This window comes from Chryseobacterium sp. WLY505, assembly GCF_030846215.1.
GTDB lineage: Bacteria > Bacteroidota > Bacteroidia > Flavobacteriales > Weeksellaceae > Chryseobacterium.
In genome coordinates this window covers 33,727-54,187 of the sequence record NZ_JAVCWI010000009.1, presented here as the reverse complement: position 1 = coordinate 54,187, position 20,461 = coordinate 33,727, and the positions used below count along the sequence as shown (strand labels likewise).

General features: G+C 33.7%; 17 protein-coding genes. 11 read left to right on the top strand and 6 right to left on the bottom strand.

What is annotated here, in order from left to right:
* Window positions 1-114: 114 nt before the first annotated feature.
* Window positions 115-1,290, top strand: coding sequence for an MFS transporter (locus RAH34_RS17320; RefSeq protein WP_114820974.1), 1,176 nt, complete (start codon window positions 115-117; stop codon window positions 1,288-1,290).
* Between the two features lie 82 nt (window positions 1,291-1,372).
* Here RAH34_RS17320 and RAH34_RS17315 read toward each other — a convergent pair whose 3' ends face one another.
* From RAH34_RS17315 to RAH34_RS17290, 6 genes are all read right to left on the bottom strand, one after another.
* Window positions 1,373-1,447 carry a hypothetical protein gene (locus tag RAH34_RS17315; RefSeq protein WP_306597012.1) on the bottom strand — a complete coding sequence of 25 codons (75 nt, stop codon included), beginning with the start codon at window positions 1,445-1,447 and terminating at the stop codon, window positions 1,373-1,375.
* Between the two features lie 270 nt (window positions 1,448-1,717).
* Entirely contained in the window at window positions 1,718-2,575 is an 858-nt protein-coding gene (locus tag RAH34_RS17310) for a thiopeptide-type bacteriocin biosynthesis protein (protein ID WP_306596942.1), read from the bottom strand.
* A gap of 5 nt (window positions 2,576-2,580) precedes the next feature.
* Window positions 2,581-4,776, bottom strand: coding sequence for a lantibiotic dehydratase family protein (locus RAH34_RS17305; protein ID WP_306596941.1), 2,196 nt, complete (start codon window positions 4,774-4,776; stop codon window positions 2,581-2,583).
* Window positions 4,776-6,890, bottom strand: coding sequence for a CocE/NonD family hydrolase (locus tag RAH34_RS17300; protein WP_306596940.1), 2,115 nt, complete (start codon window positions 6,888-6,890; stop codon window positions 4,776-4,778). The genes RAH34_RS17305 and RAH34_RS17300 overlap by 1 nt, the downstream gene beginning before the upstream one ends.
* A gap of 175 nt (window positions 6,891-7,065) precedes the next feature.
* On the bottom strand, window positions 7,066-7,209 hold the full coding sequence (locus RAH34_RS17295) for a hypothetical protein (protein ID WP_162800912.1): 144 nt from the start codon (window positions 7,207-7,209) through the stop codon (window positions 7,066-7,068).
* 200 nt (window positions 7,210-7,409) lie between these two features.
* A complete protein-coding gene (locus RAH34_RS17290; protein ID WP_306596939.1) occupies window positions 7,410-9,140 on the bottom strand; it encodes an AraC family transcriptional regulator in 1,731 nt (576 codons plus the stop codon).
* Between the two features lie 210 nt (window positions 9,141-9,350).
* Between RAH34_RS17290 and RAH34_RS17285 the strand changes: the two genes are divergently transcribed.
* The 10 genes from RAH34_RS17285 (at window position 9,351) to RAH34_RS17240 (ending at window position 20,310) form a co-directional block, all read left to right on the top strand.
* Window positions 9,351-11,477, top strand: a complete 2,127-nt coding sequence (locus RAH34_RS17285; RefSeq protein ID WP_306596938.1) for an outer membrane beta-barrel family protein — start codon at window positions 9,351-9,353, stop codon at window positions 11,475-11,477.
* A gap of 50 nt (window positions 11,478-11,527) precedes the next feature.
* Window positions 11,528-11,719: an ecotin gene (locus RAH34_RS17280; RefSeq protein WP_162800910.1), complete on the top strand. Its 192-nt coding sequence runs from the start codon at window positions 11,528-11,530 to the stop codon at window positions 11,717-11,719.
* Window positions 11,720-11,774: 55 nt separating this feature from the next.
* Window positions 11,775-12,008: an ecotin gene (locus tag RAH34_RS17275; protein ID WP_306596937.1), complete on the top strand. Its 234-nt coding sequence runs from the start codon at window positions 11,775-11,777 to the stop codon at window positions 12,006-12,008.
* A gap of 339 nt (window positions 12,009-12,347) precedes the next feature.
* Window positions 12,348-12,548 (top strand): ecotin, encoded by a 201-nt coding sequence (locus RAH34_RS17270; protein ID WP_114820894.1) that lies wholly within the window; start codon window positions 12,348-12,350, stop codon window positions 12,546-12,548.
* Between the two features lie 146 nt (window positions 12,549-12,694).
* Complete coding sequence (locus RAH34_RS17265; protein WP_306596936.1) at window positions 12,695-12,835, top strand: hypothetical protein; 141 nt, start codon at window positions 12,695-12,697, stop codon at window positions 12,833-12,835.
* Window positions 12,836-12,891: 56 nt separating this feature from the next.
* The gene (locus RAH34_RS17260; protein ID WP_114820892.1) at window positions 12,892-14,247 is read left to right on the top strand and encodes a radical SAM/SPASM domain-containing protein; all 1,356 of its coding nucleotides are present in this window, start codon (window positions 12,892-12,894) and stop codon (window positions 14,245-14,247) included.
* Between the two features lie 10 nt (window positions 14,248-14,257).
* The gene (locus RAH34_RS17255) at window positions 14,258-15,175 is read left to right on the top strand and encodes a hypothetical protein (RefSeq protein WP_114820891.1); all 918 of its coding nucleotides are present in this window, start codon (window positions 14,258-14,260) and stop codon (window positions 15,173-15,175) included.
* A 9-nt stretch (window positions 15,176-15,184) separates the two neighbouring features.
* Complete coding sequence (locus RAH34_RS17250; RefSeq protein WP_306596935.1) at window positions 15,185-17,371, top strand: peptidase domain-containing ABC transporter; 2,187 nt, start codon at window positions 15,185-15,187, stop codon at window positions 17,369-17,371.
* A gap of 237 nt (window positions 17,372-17,608) precedes the next feature.
* Entirely contained in the window at window positions 17,609-19,360 is a 1,752-nt protein-coding gene (locus RAH34_RS17245) for an alkaline phosphatase (protein ID WP_373427993.1), read from the top strand.
* 311 nt (window positions 19,361-19,671) lie between these two features.
* Window positions 19,672-20,310, top strand: a complete 639-nt coding sequence (locus RAH34_RS17240; RefSeq protein ID WP_306596933.1) for a hypothetical protein — start codon at window positions 19,672-19,674, stop codon at window positions 20,308-20,310.
* The last annotated feature ends 151 nt before the right edge of the window (window positions 20,311-20,461 follow it).

Below are 20,461 nucleotides of genomic sequence, written 5' to 3'. Positions count from 1 at the left end.
ATAAGTTTCTGTCTTATTATTTTGATAGTCTGTACTTTATTAAAACGAATTATTTCCGTGAAATTAATTAAAAATTATACGAACTCATTTAAAGGACTTTCTCAGGAAAGCTGGATGTTGGCATTGGTGATGCTCATCAATCGTTCAGGATCTATGGTACTCCCGTTTTTAGGAGTATATATGACAACTCATTTGCATTTCAACATTGAGAATTCGGGAATTATTCTGAGTTTTTTTGGAATAGGATCTGTGATCGGCTCCTGGTTGGGTGGAATTGTTACCGACAAAATTGGTGAATATAAAGTGCAGAGTATTAGTTTGTTGCTAAGTGTGCCTTTGTTTTGTATGATTCCCCTTTTCACAACAGAAATAGGATTGGCTGGTATTATTCTGGTACAGAGCACTGTAAGTGAGACTTTTCGTCCCGCAAACTCAGTGGCAGTCACTAAATATACAAAACCGGGAAATATTACAAGAGCATTTTCGTTGAATAGGATGGCTGTGAATTTAGGATTTTCTATCGGTCCAACTTTAGGAGGGGTTCTGTCTGCTATTTCTTATGAATTTCTTTTTTATAGTAATGCTTTGGGAGCACTCTTGGCCGGGATAATATATATAGTATTCTTTAGAAAACGAGATAAGCTCTTGGCGGAAAATCCTAAAAAAATACAGAAAACCATTACCATCAATAAAAGCTCTCCTTACAGGGATCGAAAATTCTTAATCTTTTGTATTTTTTGTATGCTTTTTATGATATGTTTTTTTCAGCTTTTAAATACACTAACCATTTTTTATAAAGATACAGCACATCTTAGCCAGCAAAACATTGGTTATCTTTTAGGATACAATGGTATTTTGATTGTATTATTAGAAATGTCACTTGTCCAAATTGCGGAGAAATATTTTAAATTGAAAACGATAATGTTTTTAGGAACATTCCTGTGCGGGTTCTCTTATGCAATGCTTGCATTTGATTATAGTATTATTACTTTGATTATCTCAATGAGCATACTTTGTATCGGTGAAATATGGACACTCCCTTTTATGTCTACCATTACAGCTTTACGAGCCGATGCTAATAATAAAGGAGCTTACATGGGGCTGAATGGTATTTCTTTTTCCTTAGCCTTTATTGTTACCCCTTTTATAGGAACCTTAATTGCCGAAAGATTTGGGTTTAAGGTACTATGGATTGGTACAGGTTGCTGCGCAACTCTTATTGCGATAGCCTTTTATTTTATAATACCGTGGATGCTGTCTAAGGAAAATACAAAAGACGTTGTGACCTAATATAAAATTCAAAAATAATGAACTGATGTAAAAAACATCCCCAATGTATTTTATCTGGCTCAAAAACCAACAGTAATCAGAATTATCCTTGAACGTTTTCTGAATCCCTTTTGTAAAATTCAAGGGCATTCAGATTTCTATCTAGGAAAGTATCTATAGAAGAGGATTTATTAGCTTGGGTAAAAGGTTATACACATTCCAGAAGCTTATCCTGCTATCCTCTTGTCTGCAAAAGTTCTTACTACTATAAATATAGTTGAAAAAACTTAAATCTCTTTTACAGACTTAAATGAATAAATTTTCTCTATATTTTCCCCTTTGTAAATACAGTTGCTTGAGTGTACCATAAATAAAGGAAAAATAAAAAATATTCGAGCCCAGGCGGGACTACAGAAAATCATCCGCTTACGTAATGTGAGCGGTTTTTTTATTGTGTATCGGGATTTCCGATAATTGTTGTTGCCTTATAGAAACGGAGTAAATAATCATATATCACCATTTCAAATAATCTTTGATGGGAAACAAACAGCCTGTTAATATGCATATGAAAAATACTTTGGAAGAAATCTTTTACAGAAACTTTTAGCAGACTTTCTTTTCTTAGTCTAAGAATTTCTTGAAGTGGTACATTACTTTCGGAAATAGTATTCAGTATTAAATCCCTTATTTCTTCATATTCGCTGGAAGTAATGAATTCGAAGTATCCGGGAGAAAATTCATTATATTTTCTTTTCAACTGCTGATTTAAGTGTTTATCTGCCCTGAATTCTATTTTGAAAGCATTCTCATAACCTTTTATATATTCTGTTTTTTCTTCTGCAGATAGATGGAGTACTGTAAAAATATGATCGATATAAAAGAGAGATGCGATGATTTTTTCTTCGTCGCTGTATTCCAGAAAGTTTAAAATCAATTCACTGCTTTTAAAAAAAAGGTCTTCTGCATATTCTATAGTATTTTCTCCATACCGTTCAAGTTCTCTGGAGTAGCTTTCTATGATGAAGGCAGAAATTTCCCCAGATTCCAGATAATTCTGAGATACTGAGTTAAACATTTGCAGAACATGGTGATGGTCATTAAGGTTCCTGAGGGCAAATCTAATCCGTAAATGAGGCTTAGGATCATTATAACGTATAAAAAACCATTTTTCAATGATGTTTTGATCCTTTAATTGCTCAACGATGGGTTCCAAAACTTCCTGTAAAATAATATCTGAAGTTTTAACTCCAGTATAGACTTTAAAATAAAGCCACTTGCTTCCCGGATGAAATTTTCTGGTTATCATCTTATTTATAGATCTTTATAAAGAGAGAAAACGAATTGATGAATATAATCTGACTGATCATTACACAGGAACTCCTCAATAAAAATTGTTTTCTCATTTTTTACGGATGATAAAAATATTTGAATTAAATCGTAATTTTTCAAATTGATTGCCAGTGTATTATCTCCCTTTACCCACTGTATCCATTGCGGGATCCTTTTTAATTGTCTCCACTCTTCAATCTTTTGAAACAGAAGATCTTTTTGACCGGATTGAAGAATAGAATCAAAATAATGAATCTGTTCGGAATCAATCTTCCACTGCGCCTTAGACAGAATTATATTTTGATATTCTACTCTGGGAAGGCATTCATAAATTTGCGATAAACCGCCCCAGCTAAATGATAAATAAGGTTTCACATTCTGGTTATTATAATCACATAAAAAATGGTATATAGGCAACGAATTATGTGAATAATTATGAGCGTTTGTTAAATGAGGAATAACTTCCTTGTTATACTTTTTTGACCTTAAAAATAATTGATTATTTCTTATTGACAAGTACAAATCGTCTATAGGAAGCTGATTTTCTGTTTTTAACGCCGAACTGGCCAAATATGGAATTTCATATGCTCTTATTGATGGTCTTCTGATTACATTTCCGATTCGGGATTCAGGCAAATGTAAAATCTCTGCCAGGATTTTATCCATATTAAGTTCCTGCTCTTTTTCAGCAATGGTTTTCACTAAATCTTTTATGGATGATTTTTCTGAACAGAATCTGCCCAATAATTTTCCGGCATTTCCACTGATGGATTTGAGCAATAATTTTTCCTGCTGGCCTTCTGACACGATTTCTGCCATTACAGATAAAGTGTCCGGAACGTTTTTCCAGTCTTCTTCAAAACCATTGAAGTCCTGATCAGTTAAATGAATTACGGCATCTTTATTCCAGAGTGCTTTTTGCAGCTTTTGATTCAGGATAACCTGTAATGGATTAAGCTTAATGTGAATTTCTTTTTGCTGACGGGAATACGGCAGAATTAAATCTTCAATATAGGGATGAACTCCTTTTGCAGGGATATTTTGTAAATAACCAATTCCTATTTCCGGATCTAAAGCATAAGATAATGGAACTTCTTCGTGTTCAAATCTTTCATGAAAAGCTTTTTTAAATTTTTCTAAAGCAGTTTCTTTGTGAGGATCGGCAATTTTATTCAAAAAAGAAATTCCTTTCTTCAGCCCTTTTTTCCATTGATAAGATAAATCCGTTTCACTGGCAAAATAAAGATCTGTCTGAAAAAGGTATTTTTTTTCATATTGTACATTCAGTTTTTTGATGAGTGCCTCAATTTCAGAATATGCTTCAGCGGTATTTCCAAAATGTAAGTCCAGTTCATTAATTTTACTCTTTATAGCAGACAAGATTTCTTTTTCATCGTGAGCTCCGATTCTTTTGAGAACGGAAATGATAAGTTCCAGGAAATCATCTCCTGAAACGGTTGGATTAAGTTCACTGATTAAAACCTGGTTTTCAATGAGCTCATCAATAAATTCTTTTGCTTCTTCCAGAGATATTTCTTCATCAATAAGAACAGAAGCAATCTGGTCTATCGTTTTACCAGCCTTACAAAAGTGTATAATGTGTTCTAATTCTTTAGACAAAGGTGCAGAAGACACTACATAATCTCTTTTTCCATTATTATTTTCATATTCCATATAGCGGATTTTGCTTCCGACCTGATGAATACTGTTGTTAGGGAAAAATAAAAGGCTGTTTTTAATGTGGGGAATGAAGATAAGCTGCTCGGAGAGAGCGACCAGAAAATGCATGTCAAGCTTTGTATCTCGTATTTTTACGCCCTCTGAAAATACCGGAAATGTATTTTCCTTTTCAAATCGGCCGATGCTTACTCCTGAAAATAAACCAAATGGAGTGGAACGGGTACTTGTACGGTTATAATATTTTAATAATGAAATCTTTGTTTTTTCATTGGGCAAATAAGACGTTGTATGATCACGATCCGTCAATTTCTCTATCTCATCATATAAGGAAAGAGAAGCTAAATAAATGGCTTCTCTAAAAATTGTATGGTTGCAATATTTCTCTAAAGATCCCTTAGTGATGTTTTCACCAGAGAAATTATCCTGAAATTCTTTGTAGGAAAAAATCGGCGATCTCACAACAAATGTGTCAAAAAACTGAAATGGAAAACGTGGCATTATTTAAGTGAAATAGGGATTTCTATAAAACTGTTGTTGTAAAATTTTATTTCTACAGGAACTGCAGCATCCTTGATGGTTTCTTCGCTCACATCTTTTCCAGTTCCATAGTTGATCTGCATAAGTGGATTTTTTATAACTCCCAGCACCAAGACAAGCGTACTGCCTTTTGCTACTTTTTTACTTACAAATTCGTTGTTGACAGCAGTTATATCCGTTTCTTTGTTTTCACGCAGCAATTTTCTTTTCTCTGAACTTTTAGCATAGCTTGCTCTTCCATAGTAAGTAGACAGTAAAAAATATTTACCTTCCTGGGTTTTCTCATACAATTTCATGTATACATCGACATCTTTTTTATTAACAGACAGTTTTAAACGGCCCCTGAAATTTCCAGAATATTCAAAAGGTTTGTCAAATGGATCTGATGAAAATACCACTGCATCAGGATGATTTATTTGAGTATCTATCACATTATCATTCTGTTTTAAAAGCTCAGCTGCATTGGAACGTTGTTTTAAATCTACTTTTATCGATGTGAAATCCTTATGAGCTTCTTTTTGTAAGGAAAGCTGATGCTGGCTTGTGATATAGAATTTTAATTTATTTTTATCAAAATCATCAATGTTGGAAGTACTTTTCCATTCATTGGTTCCCATTACCTGGTAATTAATTTTATCTTTAAGAAAAGATGGCTTTGCTTTACCTTTCAGAATATAATCAAACCACTCCATTGTCATATTTCCAAGATCAATATTGGCTGCAGGATCAATAGCATACCCTTTTACATTACTTTTAATATAACCTTGTGCTCCTGAATGATCATAGGGGCCAATAATGACATAATGATCGGCATTTTTGTTATATTTAAAATGGTTTCTTAAATAATATAATGCTCCAAGCTGATCAGAATCATAGTATCCTGTAATAGTTAAAACGGGGATATTGATGTTTGAATACTCCCGTTTATAAGGAATCATTTTTTGCCAGTAATTATCAAATGAAGGATGTTTTAGCCAGCGTTGAAAAATTTCACTCTTTTTACCGGCAATAGAATCTAATCTGTTGAATGCTTCACCGCTTTCATACCATTTTTTAAAAACCGAATGCCATTTATCTTCATCCACAAAGCCTTGATCGAGCATTTTGTTATTGGTAACATAATTAATCCAGCGAAGACAGTAAGATGCGAAGATGTTGTTGTTCATGGGGAAATCTACTGTTCCGATTCCCACTGAAGCTTGCGGAATGATAGTTTTCAGGGCTGGGTGAATATTTTTAGCGGCAGCCCATTGGCTGAATCCCAGATAGCTTCCCCCGATCATTCCAGTTTTACCATTACTCCATGGCTGTTTTATCACCCAGTCTATAACCTTATTTATATCTTCCTGCTCATGCTCAAAAGGTTCTATTGCAGAGTTGCTGGTATATTTCCCCCGCGGATAGATATATACGGAATGATATCCATAACTTGCCTGCTGCTTCTGGTCATTTACATCCTCATTATCAGGATAGATAGAATTGGTTAAAATGGTAGATTCGGGGTGGGTAATTTTTTTATTTAAAACAACTCTTATACTTATTTGGTTGTCGATCAGTAAGCTGTCCATTACCTCAAAGTTTCGGGAGTCTAAATCTTTTAAGTATTTTAGGGCTATATCAAAAGTAGGTCCTGCTATGTAGGCGTTATAGCTTCTGCACAGCAATATAGCTTTTTTTAAATCGATGCTGTCTTTGTTTTGCACATCATTTTTAAGAGAAGCCAGAAGATCTTTTTTTGTTTTTTCCGTATCACCACTAAAATAGCGGGTAAGTATAATCTGAGACTTTACAGGCAAACTTTCATATTTTTTTTTGAATTCTTCCTTATATGCCTGTTGAAAGTCTGTTTGAGAATTTTTATTTTTTTTGGCTTTTATGAAGATTTCATACTGCGTTCCCATTGCGTTAGCAATAGAGGGATTACTTTTTTTGTACACACTTCGTACAGAATCCAGCTGGCTTAAAGCAACGTCATAGTTTTTTCCGGCCATATTTACCCTGAAAAGATTATCATACTTTGCGGCCTTATCTTTTTCTTCATACTTTTTTTGTATTTCAGAACTTAAATATGACATTAAAGGTTCTATCTTTTCAATATTGTATTCGTTAAATTGTTTAATGCTTATTTTTTGAGAAAAAATAATAGTAAACGATAAAAAGAAAGGTACAATTAGTATGTATTTCATAGAATGAAAAATCAGTAATTTTTTCCAAAATTACTGATAAAATGTTGAAGTGGTTATTAATTTTTTAGTTTGTTCCTGTTTGGATATCGATCGTATCAAGTGTTTTATTTACAACTGTGTCGTTCGCTCCATTATCTCCTGCAAAACCCAGGTTATCCATACCTAAACCTCCCCTGATGGAATTCAGCCCGCGTGTTATTTTAGACATTTGAAGTTTGTTTAATGATAATTTTTTTTCTGTTTTCTTAAGCTTTTTCACTAGTAAAAATGATTTAAAATTGATTTAATAAATTGATGTACAAATAAAGTTCTAATCTTGCTAAGAACGAAAATATATATACCGGAATTGATAAATTTCGATAAGGTGAGGTTGTAACGTATTGTTAATTAGTGTGTTGTTATTTGTGTTTAGCTGAGTGCTTTTATGTAGTAAGAAGGAAGAGTCCCCGTTATTTTTTTGAAAGCATTGGTAAAAGATTCAGCGTTGTTGTAGCCTATATCATTTGCAATGGCGGCAATGGTATGTTTTCTAATTTTCTCGTTCGATTTTAATTCTTCAACGATATAATTAATTCTAAGTTCGTTCAGATATTGTGAAAAGTTTTTACCTTTTAATTCATTCACGAGCTTAGAAAGGTAGTCTCTGTTGGTGTCGAATTCTTTTGAAAGAGAGTCTAATGTAATGTTCTTCGCAAGGAAGCTGTTCGTCTTCTCAAATTCCTCAATTTTGTCAATTAATATTTTAAATTTTGAATTGGAAGTGAGATCATTTTTGGTGGTCTTTTCTTTTCGTTCAACGGAAGCAGAGGGAGCTGTATTACTTTCTGGTTTTATTTCTTCTGCAAATACATGAGCAGGAGCTATTACAGGTTTTTCTAACAGTATTTTAGCCTGTTTTTCGTATTCTTTTATCTTTTTTCTGTTTTTTCGGATAATAAATATGAAAAGTAAAGTAATACATAACAGAGAAACTATTAACCATATATTCTGATGGTTCAGTTTATCAATTATATTTAACTTTTCTTTCATAAGTAAAGGGGTATCATACTTTTTCAGAATCTCTTTTGAAAGATTTTTTCGGTTCACAGCTATTATACTGTCACTATACATCAGGTTATTAATGTACCTTAGCTGATTATTTAAGTCTCCTTTCTTTTTATAAAAATCAATTAAAATTTCATATCCATCTCTCTTTATGGCCTCGAAGCCGTTAAAATTAAAGGAAATAGAATCTGCTTTTTTGAAGTACTCTACAGCTTCTTCTTCTTTGTGATTTTCATATTCGATTTTTCCCAGATAATAGTATAGAATACCTAAATTAATATAGTCCTTACTATTGATTAATCCTTTTTCAATGTTGGATAAAATGACACCAGATGACGAAAAATCCTTTAAATAAAAAAGGCTGATTCCTTTTATCATCAGGAGATAATTGTAATTGGAGTAATCATTATACTTTTTACATTCTGTCAATCCGAGATCTGCAAACTGGATACTTTTTTTATAATCCTTGCATTTTGTGTAGATGTTGGCTAGAGAAAAAATGGACGAAATATAGTTTTTAGCATCAAGGTTTGTATTTTTAACTTTATCCCTTTCATAATCGTAATATTTTATAAAAAGCGGCAAAGCTTCCTCATATTCCTCTGTCGCAGTTTTTAATATAGCAATAAGCTTGCTTACGTAATAAAATTGTTCCTTGTTTTCAGCCTTATTCAGATTGAGGGCTACAGTATATTCATTTAAAGCTTCTTTATATTTCCCCTCATTATTAAACAGAATTCCCTTCAGAATATGAGATTTGGCAGGATATTCAGCGTTACTAAAATTCTTGGTGGCAGTGATGAGGGAATCTGCAAAGGGATGCCCGTTCTCATTTTTGAGATTTTTTACACGGGCAATATTGTAGTAGCCTTCGAAGATAATCTTTTTATTATTCTCATTTTTTCCCTTTATTAAAATATAGTTGGCCAAATGCTCTGCTTTGTCATTATCAATTTGGAATACCTTATTATAAGCATCATCAAAATATTTATCGCTTTTATTCTTTAATGAGTCGGGAATATTCAATCCTCTTATACTCTGGGAAAAGAAAAAAACAGGGAAAACTGCCAATACTATCAAATGAATCTTCTTCATATTTCTAAATAACATGCAAATTTATAAAATATCACCGGATTTTATAGCTGAATAACTAAGTTGTTGATAATCAAAATGTATTTCCTGCTGAATATCGTGAATTTATAAATTTTAGTATCCGGATATGCCGGGATTTATCAATCTAGGGTTATTAATCTTGCAGATTTTTTCTAAAATTATGATGTTTGCATTAGAAATATTTAAATATCCATGAGGAAAATATTAATATGTGTGAGTGTTCTGCTGCCTTTGTTTGCCTTCTCGCAGGAAAAGAAAGACTCTATTAATAAAGTCATCGAAAAACAGATCGCAGAAATAAAAGTTAGCGGAAAGAAACCTTTTTTTGAGCAAAAAGATGACCGCTTTGTTTTTAATGTTGAAAACAGTGACTTAGTTGTAGGGAATCACATATCTGAAGTTCTTTCTCAAACACCATTGTTAAAAGTAGATGATAATAAAATAACTCTTTTGGGAACGAACGCCTCTGTTTATATCAATGACAGAAAATCAATTCTAAAAGGAAAAGATTTAATACAATATCTTAATGCTATGCCGGCTTCTAATCTTGTAAAGATAGAGCTGATTACCAATCCTTCCTCAAAATATGATTTGGAGGATGCCATGATTATTAATCTGAAGCTGAAGAAACTGGAAACAGATGGACTGAAAGGAAGTTTTACCATTACAGATAAACAAAACAGAAAAAACAGCCAGCAGGCAAATATTGCTTTAAATTATCATAAAAACAGATTTTCAAATAATACCATGTTGTTTTTTGAAAATAATAATGACCTGCAAAGAAACAGCATTGATAATTACAGCTCAAAATCCAGCAGAAATCAGATTATAGGAAATACACTGATGAAGGAAACCAATTTTGGAGGCAATACAGGTTTTGATTATGAGCTTAATGAGAAAAGCAGCATAGGCGGTATTCTGGAATATTACCACAAAACGCCGGAATCTTCCCTTGAAAACAGGAATATCTATTATGATACTACAGGAGGAATTTTTGAAAACAGAACGGTAAATACACAAAATGATAAGCTGAATCTTTTCGGAGGAAATGTTTATTACAGCTTTAATGATGATAAAAAATCCAAAAGACTTGATATCAACTTTGATTATTATACTCATCACAGAGACAATACGACAGAGTTTTTCAATTTGACAAATCCATATTCTAATGTAATATATAACGATTATCAGAAGGACAATTATACGGTAAGAGTAGATTACTCCAAGACCTTTGAAAAATTAAAACTTAGTTTCGAAGCAGGAGGGAAGCTTAATTGGCTTTCTACAGATAACCCCTATGCTTACTACAATGCAGACGGTACATTGAACTCCATATTTTCTAATAATTTCACGTATCATGAAAATATCAACGCGTTATATACCAACGTTAAGAAAAAACTGTTTTCGGTGTTGGATGTAAACCTGGGGCTGCGTTATGAAAATACAAACATCAACGCAAAACAAAATACAGTTAGCGAGAATTTCTCCAGAAGTTACAATAATATTGTACCCAGCATCAACTTGTCCTATACCATCAATAAAAATAACAGAGTTTCACTTGGATACAGAACCGCATTATGGAGACCTTATGTAGATGATTTGAATCCATTTATTTATAAAAATAATGAAACCTGGTGGGAAACAGGAAACCCGGATCTGAATGTGGCAAAGATGTATTTGTTTAATGCCAGCTACAGCATCAAAAGAACTTGGGTGTTTGTAAGTAATTTCGGAATTGTAAAAAATCCTATTCTTCCTTATACAGAGGTCGTAGATAATGTTTCTATTACAAGACCCAAAAACTTTGAAGGAAATGTAAAACGTCTTTATGTAGGATTGAACTATAACAAACCACTGTTTGAAAACAAATGGATGTTCAATCTGTCTACAGGAATGTATTATATCAATAATGCAGATATCTATGATGTTCATCCGAGTTCATGGTATAATAACTCTTCCGTCACGATTAGTGGAAACAACCTATGGAATAAAGGATGGAACATAAGCTACAACTTCGGTTACACCTCTCCATATACACTGGTTAATAAGAGGAATGGATATTTTATCAATAATCAGATTGAGATTTCAAAGAATTATAAAGATTTTAAATTCAAGCTTTCAGTTAAAGATCTGTTGAATCTTTCCAATTCCCGCAATACGCAATATAATAATGACGGATATATTGAAACGCTTTCACAATCCAATTTAAGATCCATATCACTCAGCATATCCAAAACATTTGGAAACAACAAAGTAAAAAAGGTGAATACCGGCGATATAGACAAGGGTAGAACTCAAAACGAAAATCCGCGGCTATAATCCTTTTTTTTACTACAAAACTAATACACTAAGAATAAAAACTAATAACCATGAAAAACAAAAAACTTGTGGAGTTATCCAAAAAGGTAACCCTTGGTAAGATCAAAAAATTAGAAAAACATGAAGTTTTAACAATCTATGCAGGAAAGAATATTACTGGAGATTGTTACGGACATCCTGATTGTAATTCCTACTGTGGTCCGTTTGTTTGCTCGTCGAATGATTGCTGGAGCTTTTCATAAAGATTTTTATTGAGCCTTCTCTGAAGCCAGAACTTTTCAGGAAAAACTATTAACCATGAAACTTATCAGGATGAAGAATAAAAAATTACATGAATTATCCAAAAAAATAACGCAAAACAAGTTATTAGGAGCTGATGCCAACTCAATAAGAACTATTACCGGGGGAAACATATCTCTCGAATTATTACCCAATGAATGCGGCCGTGAGAACGAATGCTGGGGATATGGAGGTACTGCTGGCGATTGTTCCAAGAATGAGTGCTGGTATTTTATGACAAAAGAAAATTAGTTCTTTAAAATCATAATCTATTAAGCTTGAGTAATTTTTATAGAGGTAAGACTCGTAATAAACATAAAAAACTTATTTCTATGAAAAACAAAAAGCTTGAAACGATTTCTAAAAAAATCACAAATGTCAAAATGAAAAAACTGCAGAAAGAAGGCCTGGTATTTATTACCGGTGGCTTATTCGCTTACCATTGTAGCCAATGTACCTGTAGTGGGTGCAGGCCGGATCTGCACACAGATCCTAATTGCTGGATCTTTTCATAAAGAAATTTGTGTTCTGTATAGCCCTGTGTGGAATTAAAACTGTTCAGGGAAATGATAACCATGAAAATTTATTGTAATGAAAAACAAAAAATTGTTTGAATTGTCTAAAAAAATCACTGAAAACAAGCTACAGGGAATGAGCGAAAATTCAGTAAAGACAATCAAAGGAGGTAAACTGCCTCTAGAACTAGCTGCAGACTGCACAAGCCAGAACAGCTGCTGGGGATTTGGAGGTACAGCTACTTGCAGTGGTAACAGCTGCTGGAGTTATAACTAAACTCTGATTCCATCAATTACGTTCTGCAGGGTCTTGTGTGGAATTAAAACTTTACAAGAAAAAAAATTAACCTAAGATTTATTGTTATGAAAAACAAAAAATTGTTTGAATTGTCTAAAAAAATCACTGAAAACAAGCTACAGGGAATGAGCGAAAATTCAGTAAAGACAATCAAGGGAGGTAAGTTACCTTTAGAATTAGCGGCAACCTGCACAAGCCAGAATGACTGCTGGGGATTCGGAGGTACACAAACTTGCAGTGGTAACGACTGTTGGAGTTACAACTAAAGTAAAAAGTAGAGTAGCATTCGTGCTACTCTATTTAATGTTAAAAAAAAATAATTATGAAATACAAATTATCAAGATATATCCATACCATAGAAAACGAAGAGATTTTAGATGATCACATCATTCTTTTTTCTACCCGTTCCGGAACATCTATTGAAGTGAAAAAAGGATTATACGAAAAAATATGTAATCTTGAAACCACAGAAATTCCTGAAGAAATTTTTATCAACCTTATAAAAAATGAATTTTACGTACCTGAGTTTGAAGATGAATTAAGAGAAATCCTTTCAGACAATATCATGTCTGTAGATCATCAGGATCTTAAAACACTTTCTTATGTGATTCAGCCATCCGGAAACTGCCAGCTGGGATGTCACTATTGTGGACAGCTCCATACCAACAAAAGTATGTCTAAAGAAGTTTTAGATCTTACTTATGATAGAATCATTAATAAAATGGAGGACTTATCGGGTGATCTTGAACATTTAAGCATTACCTGGTACGGAGGGGAACCTTTAACAGGCTTATCAGCAATTTCTAATTTGTCAACCCGTTTGATCAGTTTGTGTGAAGAAAAAAACTTAAAATATTCTTCCAGAATTATCACCAATGCTTTAAGTCTTAAATACTCACTTTTTGAGAAACTGGTAAAAAACTACAGAATTACAGAATATCAGATCACTGTGGATGGAACTCAGGAATTCCATGATAAGAGAAGATATCTGAAAAACGGTTCAAACAGTTTTGATATCATTATTAAGAATATAAAAGAAATTGTCAATTCTGAATTGTATCAAAAAGAAGCCAGCTTCAATATTAGATGTAATGTAGATAAAGAAAACAGCTACAATGTAATAGACTTTATTGATTATTTAGAAGCTGAAGGTATTTTGGAACATGTAAGTTTCTACCTGGCACCAATTCACGACTGGGGTGATAATAAGGCAACCATCAAAGGAGTTTCAAAAGAAGAATTTGCAGAGCTTGAAATAGAAGTTTATATGAAACTTTTACAATCAAAAGCAAAGTTTAAAACCCAGATCATTCCTGAAAGGGTTACAAAGCCATGTATGGTAGTGAGCCAGACTTCAGAAGTATTTGATGCTTTCGGAAATGTCTCTACATGCTGGGAAATTCCGTACACTCCAAAATATGACAACTCTGAGTTCTACGCAGGTAATATCGTGAAAGATAAAGACGTTGACAGTAAAAATATTGTAATGAGAAACTGGTTTAATGAAATTCCAGATAATAACTCATGGTGCAAGAGCTGTAAATTTCTTCCTTTATGCGGTGGAGCATGTCCGAAAAACTGGTACGATAATATTCCTGCGTGTCCTTCCTTCAAATTTAATATTGATGATAGAATTCTTCTTCAGAGATATATTAATGAACAGGCTGTGCTTTCTTAACAAATAATGTATGGAAACAATAATTCTAGACAAAATAAAAACAGTAGAATTCCGGGAATATGAGGTGAAAAAGCCAAGACATATTTTCGAAAATCTGATTGAGGAATTTAGAAAAGATATTCCGGAAGATATCCAGGCTGGGTTGTTTTACTATATGAACCTGTCTGAAAAATCACTCTCTGCTTTTCGTGTGGGGAATGCTACTTTAGGAAACTACCATTATTTAAAAATGCAGAATCTGCAGAGTTACTTCATCGATCCTATAGAACATGGGATGATTAGTTTAGATTATGCTTTGCTTGCTTATAAAAATTATGTAGAAAATGATTTTGAACTGGCAGAAGAAAATATTAACAGGGCTATTGAAAGTGCTTTAATTCAAAGTAAAACGTTTCCTTATTTTGCTATCATTATTGGCGAGCAGTCACTCAATAAAATCAGAATTTATGCACGCGTAAAAGATCAGGAGCGTTATAAGGAAGAAGTTTTGAAAATCATTGCTTTTTTCATGTTTAACAAACATGAAAATACCCATTATCAAAAAATTGCTGAAGATTTGCCATTGATTGATAAGCAGGGAATGCTAAAGCATATCATTAACAATTCTTATGTTGCAATTCAGAAATCAATACAGGATGATCAAAAAACAGCAAGGATATTTCAGCAAATATTTCATTCGCTTGTAAAATCAAATGAATATTCCGGAGATCAGGAAAATTTACTGGCTGCCATGTGCTGCATTGATAAAATTGATGATGAAGACTTTTTAGAGTATCTGAACGAAAATTTTTCTCATATTAAAAGTTCTCCTCAGAAATTAGTGAAAATTATAATTGAAAATTATTTAGATAAAATATCCAATAACGAGCAGTTGGTAAATGATGAAGAATTTACTAAAAAGCTAAAAACACTAGGCATAACAATTTAACTTATTATTGTGTTCAACAAATTTCCCTTTTATTCCCAAATAGAACAGATGGATTGCGGTCCGGTTTGCCTGAAGATTATTTTAAAATACTATGGCAAAAACTGCGATCTGGTATTTCTGAGAAATCTTACCGAAGTAACGCGTTCCGGTGTTACTTTGGCAGATATTAATGATGCCGGGAGAAAACTTTATTTCCATACCACTCCTTTTAAGGTAGATTTATCTACGCTGAACGAAGATGTGCATCTGCCATGCATCTTACATTGGGAGCAGGAACATTTTGTTGTACTTTATAAGATCAAAAATGATTTTTATTATATTTCAGACCCCAAATACGGAAGATTAAGACTTAAAAAAGAGCAGTTTACTAAACTTTGGATCTCTTCATCTGATCAGGAAGGAATAGGATTACAATTGATTCCAACAGAAGAATTTGTTGAATTTCAACCTCCGTTTGAACAAAAAGATTTAAAGATCTTTAAAAGCTATATTCATTCTGTGTTAGAAAAACAAAACTTCAAAATAGGTTTCTTGATTTTTTTAATCACAATCAGTTCCGTTATTTCGTATATTTTTCCTCAGCTGATCCAAAAAATGTTTGATGAAGGCATGAAGTCAAAAGAAGGAAAAATTATTGTTGGAATCTTTGGCTTTCAAATGCTTTTATATGGCGGACAAATACTCATCACTATTCTTCAGAACTTTGTGGGTGTACATTTCAGCTCGCAGGTAAGTATCAAAATGTTGAATGATCTGCTGCAAAAGACGGTCAGGCTTCCTATATCTTTTTTTGAAAACAGATTATATACAGATTTGTTACAAAAAATAGAAGAACAGGTCAAAATAGAACAGTTACTGACCCGGCAGCTGCTGTCTAACGTTTTATCAGTATTTTTACTGGTTGTATTGGTTATAAGGCTTTTACTATACAATCATTATATCGCATTGGGATTTATTGGGCTCGCTGTTTTTTCCACCGTTTGGATTTACCTGTTCAATAATAAGAGGAGAATTATAGATTATTATGCCTTTAAACTCAATTCAGAAAATAAAAATCATCTTGTAGAGATGATTACCGGAATGGTTTCTGTTAAAATCAGTAATGCTCACATTTCTAAAATATCAAAGTGGGAGGAGCTTCAGAAAAAAATATACAAGACTAAAGTAAAAAGTCTTACTCTGGATATTTACCAGACAAATGTTACCAGTATAATTAAGCAATTATTTATATTTTCAACTACTTTCTTGTGTGTTTATTGGGTGTCACTTGGGAAAATGACTGTTGGAGAGATGCTGAGTATAGGCTATATAATAGGTATTGCATCAGCTCCCATAGAAAACCTGGTAGCTTTTTTTCGCTCATTTCAGGATTCAAGTTTGGTGTATAAAAGAGTGCAGGAAATACTGCAGCAAACTGACGAAAATATAAATTTAAAAGACGGAAATCATACCCTTCTGCGTCAGGATATCAGCTTAAATAATTTGTGGTTCAAATATCCCGGAGGACATCAGCCCTATGTTTTAAAAAATATTAATTTTCAAATTCCTAATGGGAAAGTAGTAGCAATCGTTGGGGAAAGTGGTAGCGGAAAGACCACTTTATCTAAACTGTTGCTGGGCTTTTATCCCTCTTCAGACGGAGAATTAAAAATAGGAAATGAAGAGCTGTTTCGTATAAATCATGATTGGTGGCGGGACAATTGTGGCGTTGTGCTTCAGGATTCTTACATTTTCAGCGGAACAATACAGGAGAACATTGCAATGCAGGGAGATGTAGATGAAGAACTATTGATCAGTGCATGCAAACTTGCCAATATCTACGAAATGATTCAAAGCCTTCCTCTGGGTTTTAATACCAAGATAGGTGCAGCAGGCGATGATTTAAGTGGCGGGCAGAAACAACGTATTCTCATTGCCAGAGCCGTATATAAAAATCCTGATTTTATTTTCTTTGACGAAGCTACTTCTGCACTGGATGCGGAAAATGAAAAAATTATACACGACAATTTGCAGGAGTTTTTCAAAGGAAGAACCGTAGTTATCATTGCACACCGTTTATCCACCGTAAAGAGTGCAGACAATATTATCGTTTTGAAAAAGGGTGAAGTTGTAGAGCAAGGTAACCATCAGGAATTAGTATCTAAAAAAGGAGAATATTTTAATTTGGTCAGAAACCAGCTGGAATTGGGAGAATAAAAGAAAAATTAGAGACCTTAAATCATATATTTGATGAAAATAAAGTTTCTCCTGTGAAACTTTCAGACAAAAGGAAACCTTTGTCGGTTTCCTTTTGTCTATGCCCATTACAGCAGTATATGGCAAATGTAATTTACTATGCATAACATTAAACATTTGTTTAAAAAATCATAAAATACATTTAAGATTCAGTTAACAAGCTTCTTTCCCAGATACCGTTGCTTTGCAAAAAAAGTAATGATGGAAAACAACCACCAATTCAACAGAAGAAGATTTCTTAAAAATTCACTATTGGCAGCCGGAGGAATTTTTCTCGCTCCTCTCATTGAAAGCTGCAGTGACGATTTTACTGAAAATGGAAATGCTCCCGATGATCTTAAAAACGGAGGTTTTGAATCCGGGGTAGCAAGTTTTGATCCCAGCGCAACAGGAATTATTATCTGGACCCGGTACTCAAAAGGAACGGATGCCGAGATTACGTGGGAAATCAGTAAGAACAGTAACTTTTCAGAAGTGGTAAGAAGAGGGCAGGCAAATGCCACAGTTGTCAACGATTTTACTGTAGCAGTAGATGTTCAGAATATCTCTTCCAATACAAAATATTACTATAGATTTTATAACGGTAAAACCAAGGAAGTCAGCGTAACAGGAGAAACCCTTACTTTACCTTCAAAATCAGATGCTGTAAGTGAAGTGAAAATGGCAGTGGTATCTTGTTCCAACTTTCCTGCAGGACTTTTCAATGTGTACGGCGCAATTGCAAAATCTGAAGCAGATGTTGTAGTACACCTTGGAGATTATATTTATGAATATGCGCCCGGACAATACGGGACAAACCCTTACACCAATCAGTTGGGAAGAGCCCATCAGCCGGCGAAAGAAATTCTTAACCTCAGCGATTACAGAGAACGCTACAGACAATACAGAGGAGATAAGAATCTTCAGCTTCTTCATCAGAAAAAACCGTTCATCTGTGTTTGGGATGACCATGAATTTGCCAATGATACCTATAAATCCGGAGCAGAAAACCATCAGCCTAACGAAGGAGATTTTCAGGCAAGAAAAATGGCAGCTTTTCAGGCTTACAGCGAATATATTCCTCTTAAAACGGGGAAAGATATGAGAATTTACAGAAGCTTTAACTTCGGAAATATCGTTTCCCTTTACATGATGGATACAAGGGTGATTGCCAGAGATAAGCAAATGGAATATTCCGATTATATTGATAGCACAGGAAATTTTAATCAGATACAGTTTAAAACAGATTTTTTAAGTACTAACAGAAGACTGATCGGTAATGAGCAAATGGCATGGCTGGACTCTCAGATCAACAGCGATACTGCAAAATGGAAGGTATTGGGGCAGCAGATTTTAATGACTAAAATGATGGTTCCAGCAGAGTTATTGATGCTGTTGAATCAGATTCTGGCAGAAATTAAACAACATGGAAGCGCACAGCCAGCTACCATGCAGGCTCTTCAGAATACCATCACTCAACTGATTATTCTTAAAACAAGACACCAGCAGCAGGATCCAACACTGACTCCGCAGGAAATTGCAAGAATCACAACTACTTTACCCTACAATCTGGATGCATGGGATGGATATTTCATGGAAAGAGAACAGCTTTATTCCCTTCTTGCAGGCAAAAATGTAGTGGTATTAGCAGGAGATACCCATAATGCATGGCTGGGAAAACTAACCGATGCACAGGGTAAATTTATAGGGACAGAGCTTGCCTGCAGTTCAGTTTCTTCTCCTGGCCTGGAAGGATATCTGGGGATTACTTCAGATCCAACAAAAGCAATAGAACTGGCCCAGGCATTTTCACTACTGATTGATGATCTGGATTATGCCAATCTTTATAAAAGAGGCTATCTCCATGTGAAATTTACCACCGGAAGTTCTACTGCAGAATGGAGGTTTGTAGACAATGTGATTTCCGATACCTACAATACCACAACAGAAAAGACCTATACGATTTCGTAGTTTCAATAATTATATCTTATTTTCAATTTGGTAAAAAGAGTCATGGTGCTGCTGTGGCTCTTTTGTACTATAGTTGGGAAGCCGGAAGCCGGAGGAGGGAAGGTATTGAAATCATAACAAAAGAGACTCTCAAAAATATATCATCTTTTTAGAGAAAAATCGTAGTAATTATCAGACTAACAGTAACCTCCAGCCTCCCTCTTCCGGCTTCCATTTTTACCAGAGTTTACTTAATTTTTTCGTATCTTGAACAGATGCAAGAGGATATAAGAAAAGATTTTTTGCCATTAACATCTAAAACATGGTGGTTCATGACCTGGATAACCAGGACTTTTGGAATACTTTTATTGTTGGCAGCGTTTATGATCATAGCAGGATTACCTGTTGTGATGAGCGATAAACTAATCATATTTATTATTGTAGCCATACTATACTATCCGGCGCTTGCTTTCGGTTTATACCGTTTTTTTCTTTACCAGCGGAGAATCAGAAAAAGAATAGTCAGAACGATAGAGGTTGATGATAGGGGAATTCACTACGAAAGAGCCGATGGCACGATAGATGAGATTTTGTTCAATAACCTGAAAAAATATTCCTTTTCTGATGAATATGATGTGAGTGTGAGTCCAAGGCACAAAACTTATATATTGAAAGTAAATAATAATGGCTCGGTAACAGAAGTTGATTTTAATGGAATGGATGCAGGTTACAGTACTTATATTGGAAATCTGAGAGCATTACGAAGAAGATATATCCAGGGAATTGTGCATTTTCGACCAGATTTACGTATAAATCCTTTGGTTTACGAGGTCTATTATATTAACCCTGTTGATTTTACTTTTGATCATAAAAAGTTTTGGACAGAATTTGGGAAGATTTTTGCGGTAATGATACTATTCTGTTTAGTATTAGGAACCATCATGATCGGATTGTTTAAATGGCTTTTTTAAGAATCTGTCATTGATTAATGAATAATTTAAATTTCATATCCTTTTAAATTTTATTTTTACATCTCAAAATCTTATGCTTATATTTATTTTATAGTAAGATTTGCCGGTCAATAAAATAGAGTGTATTTCTCTAAAAGCTATGGCTGGATTT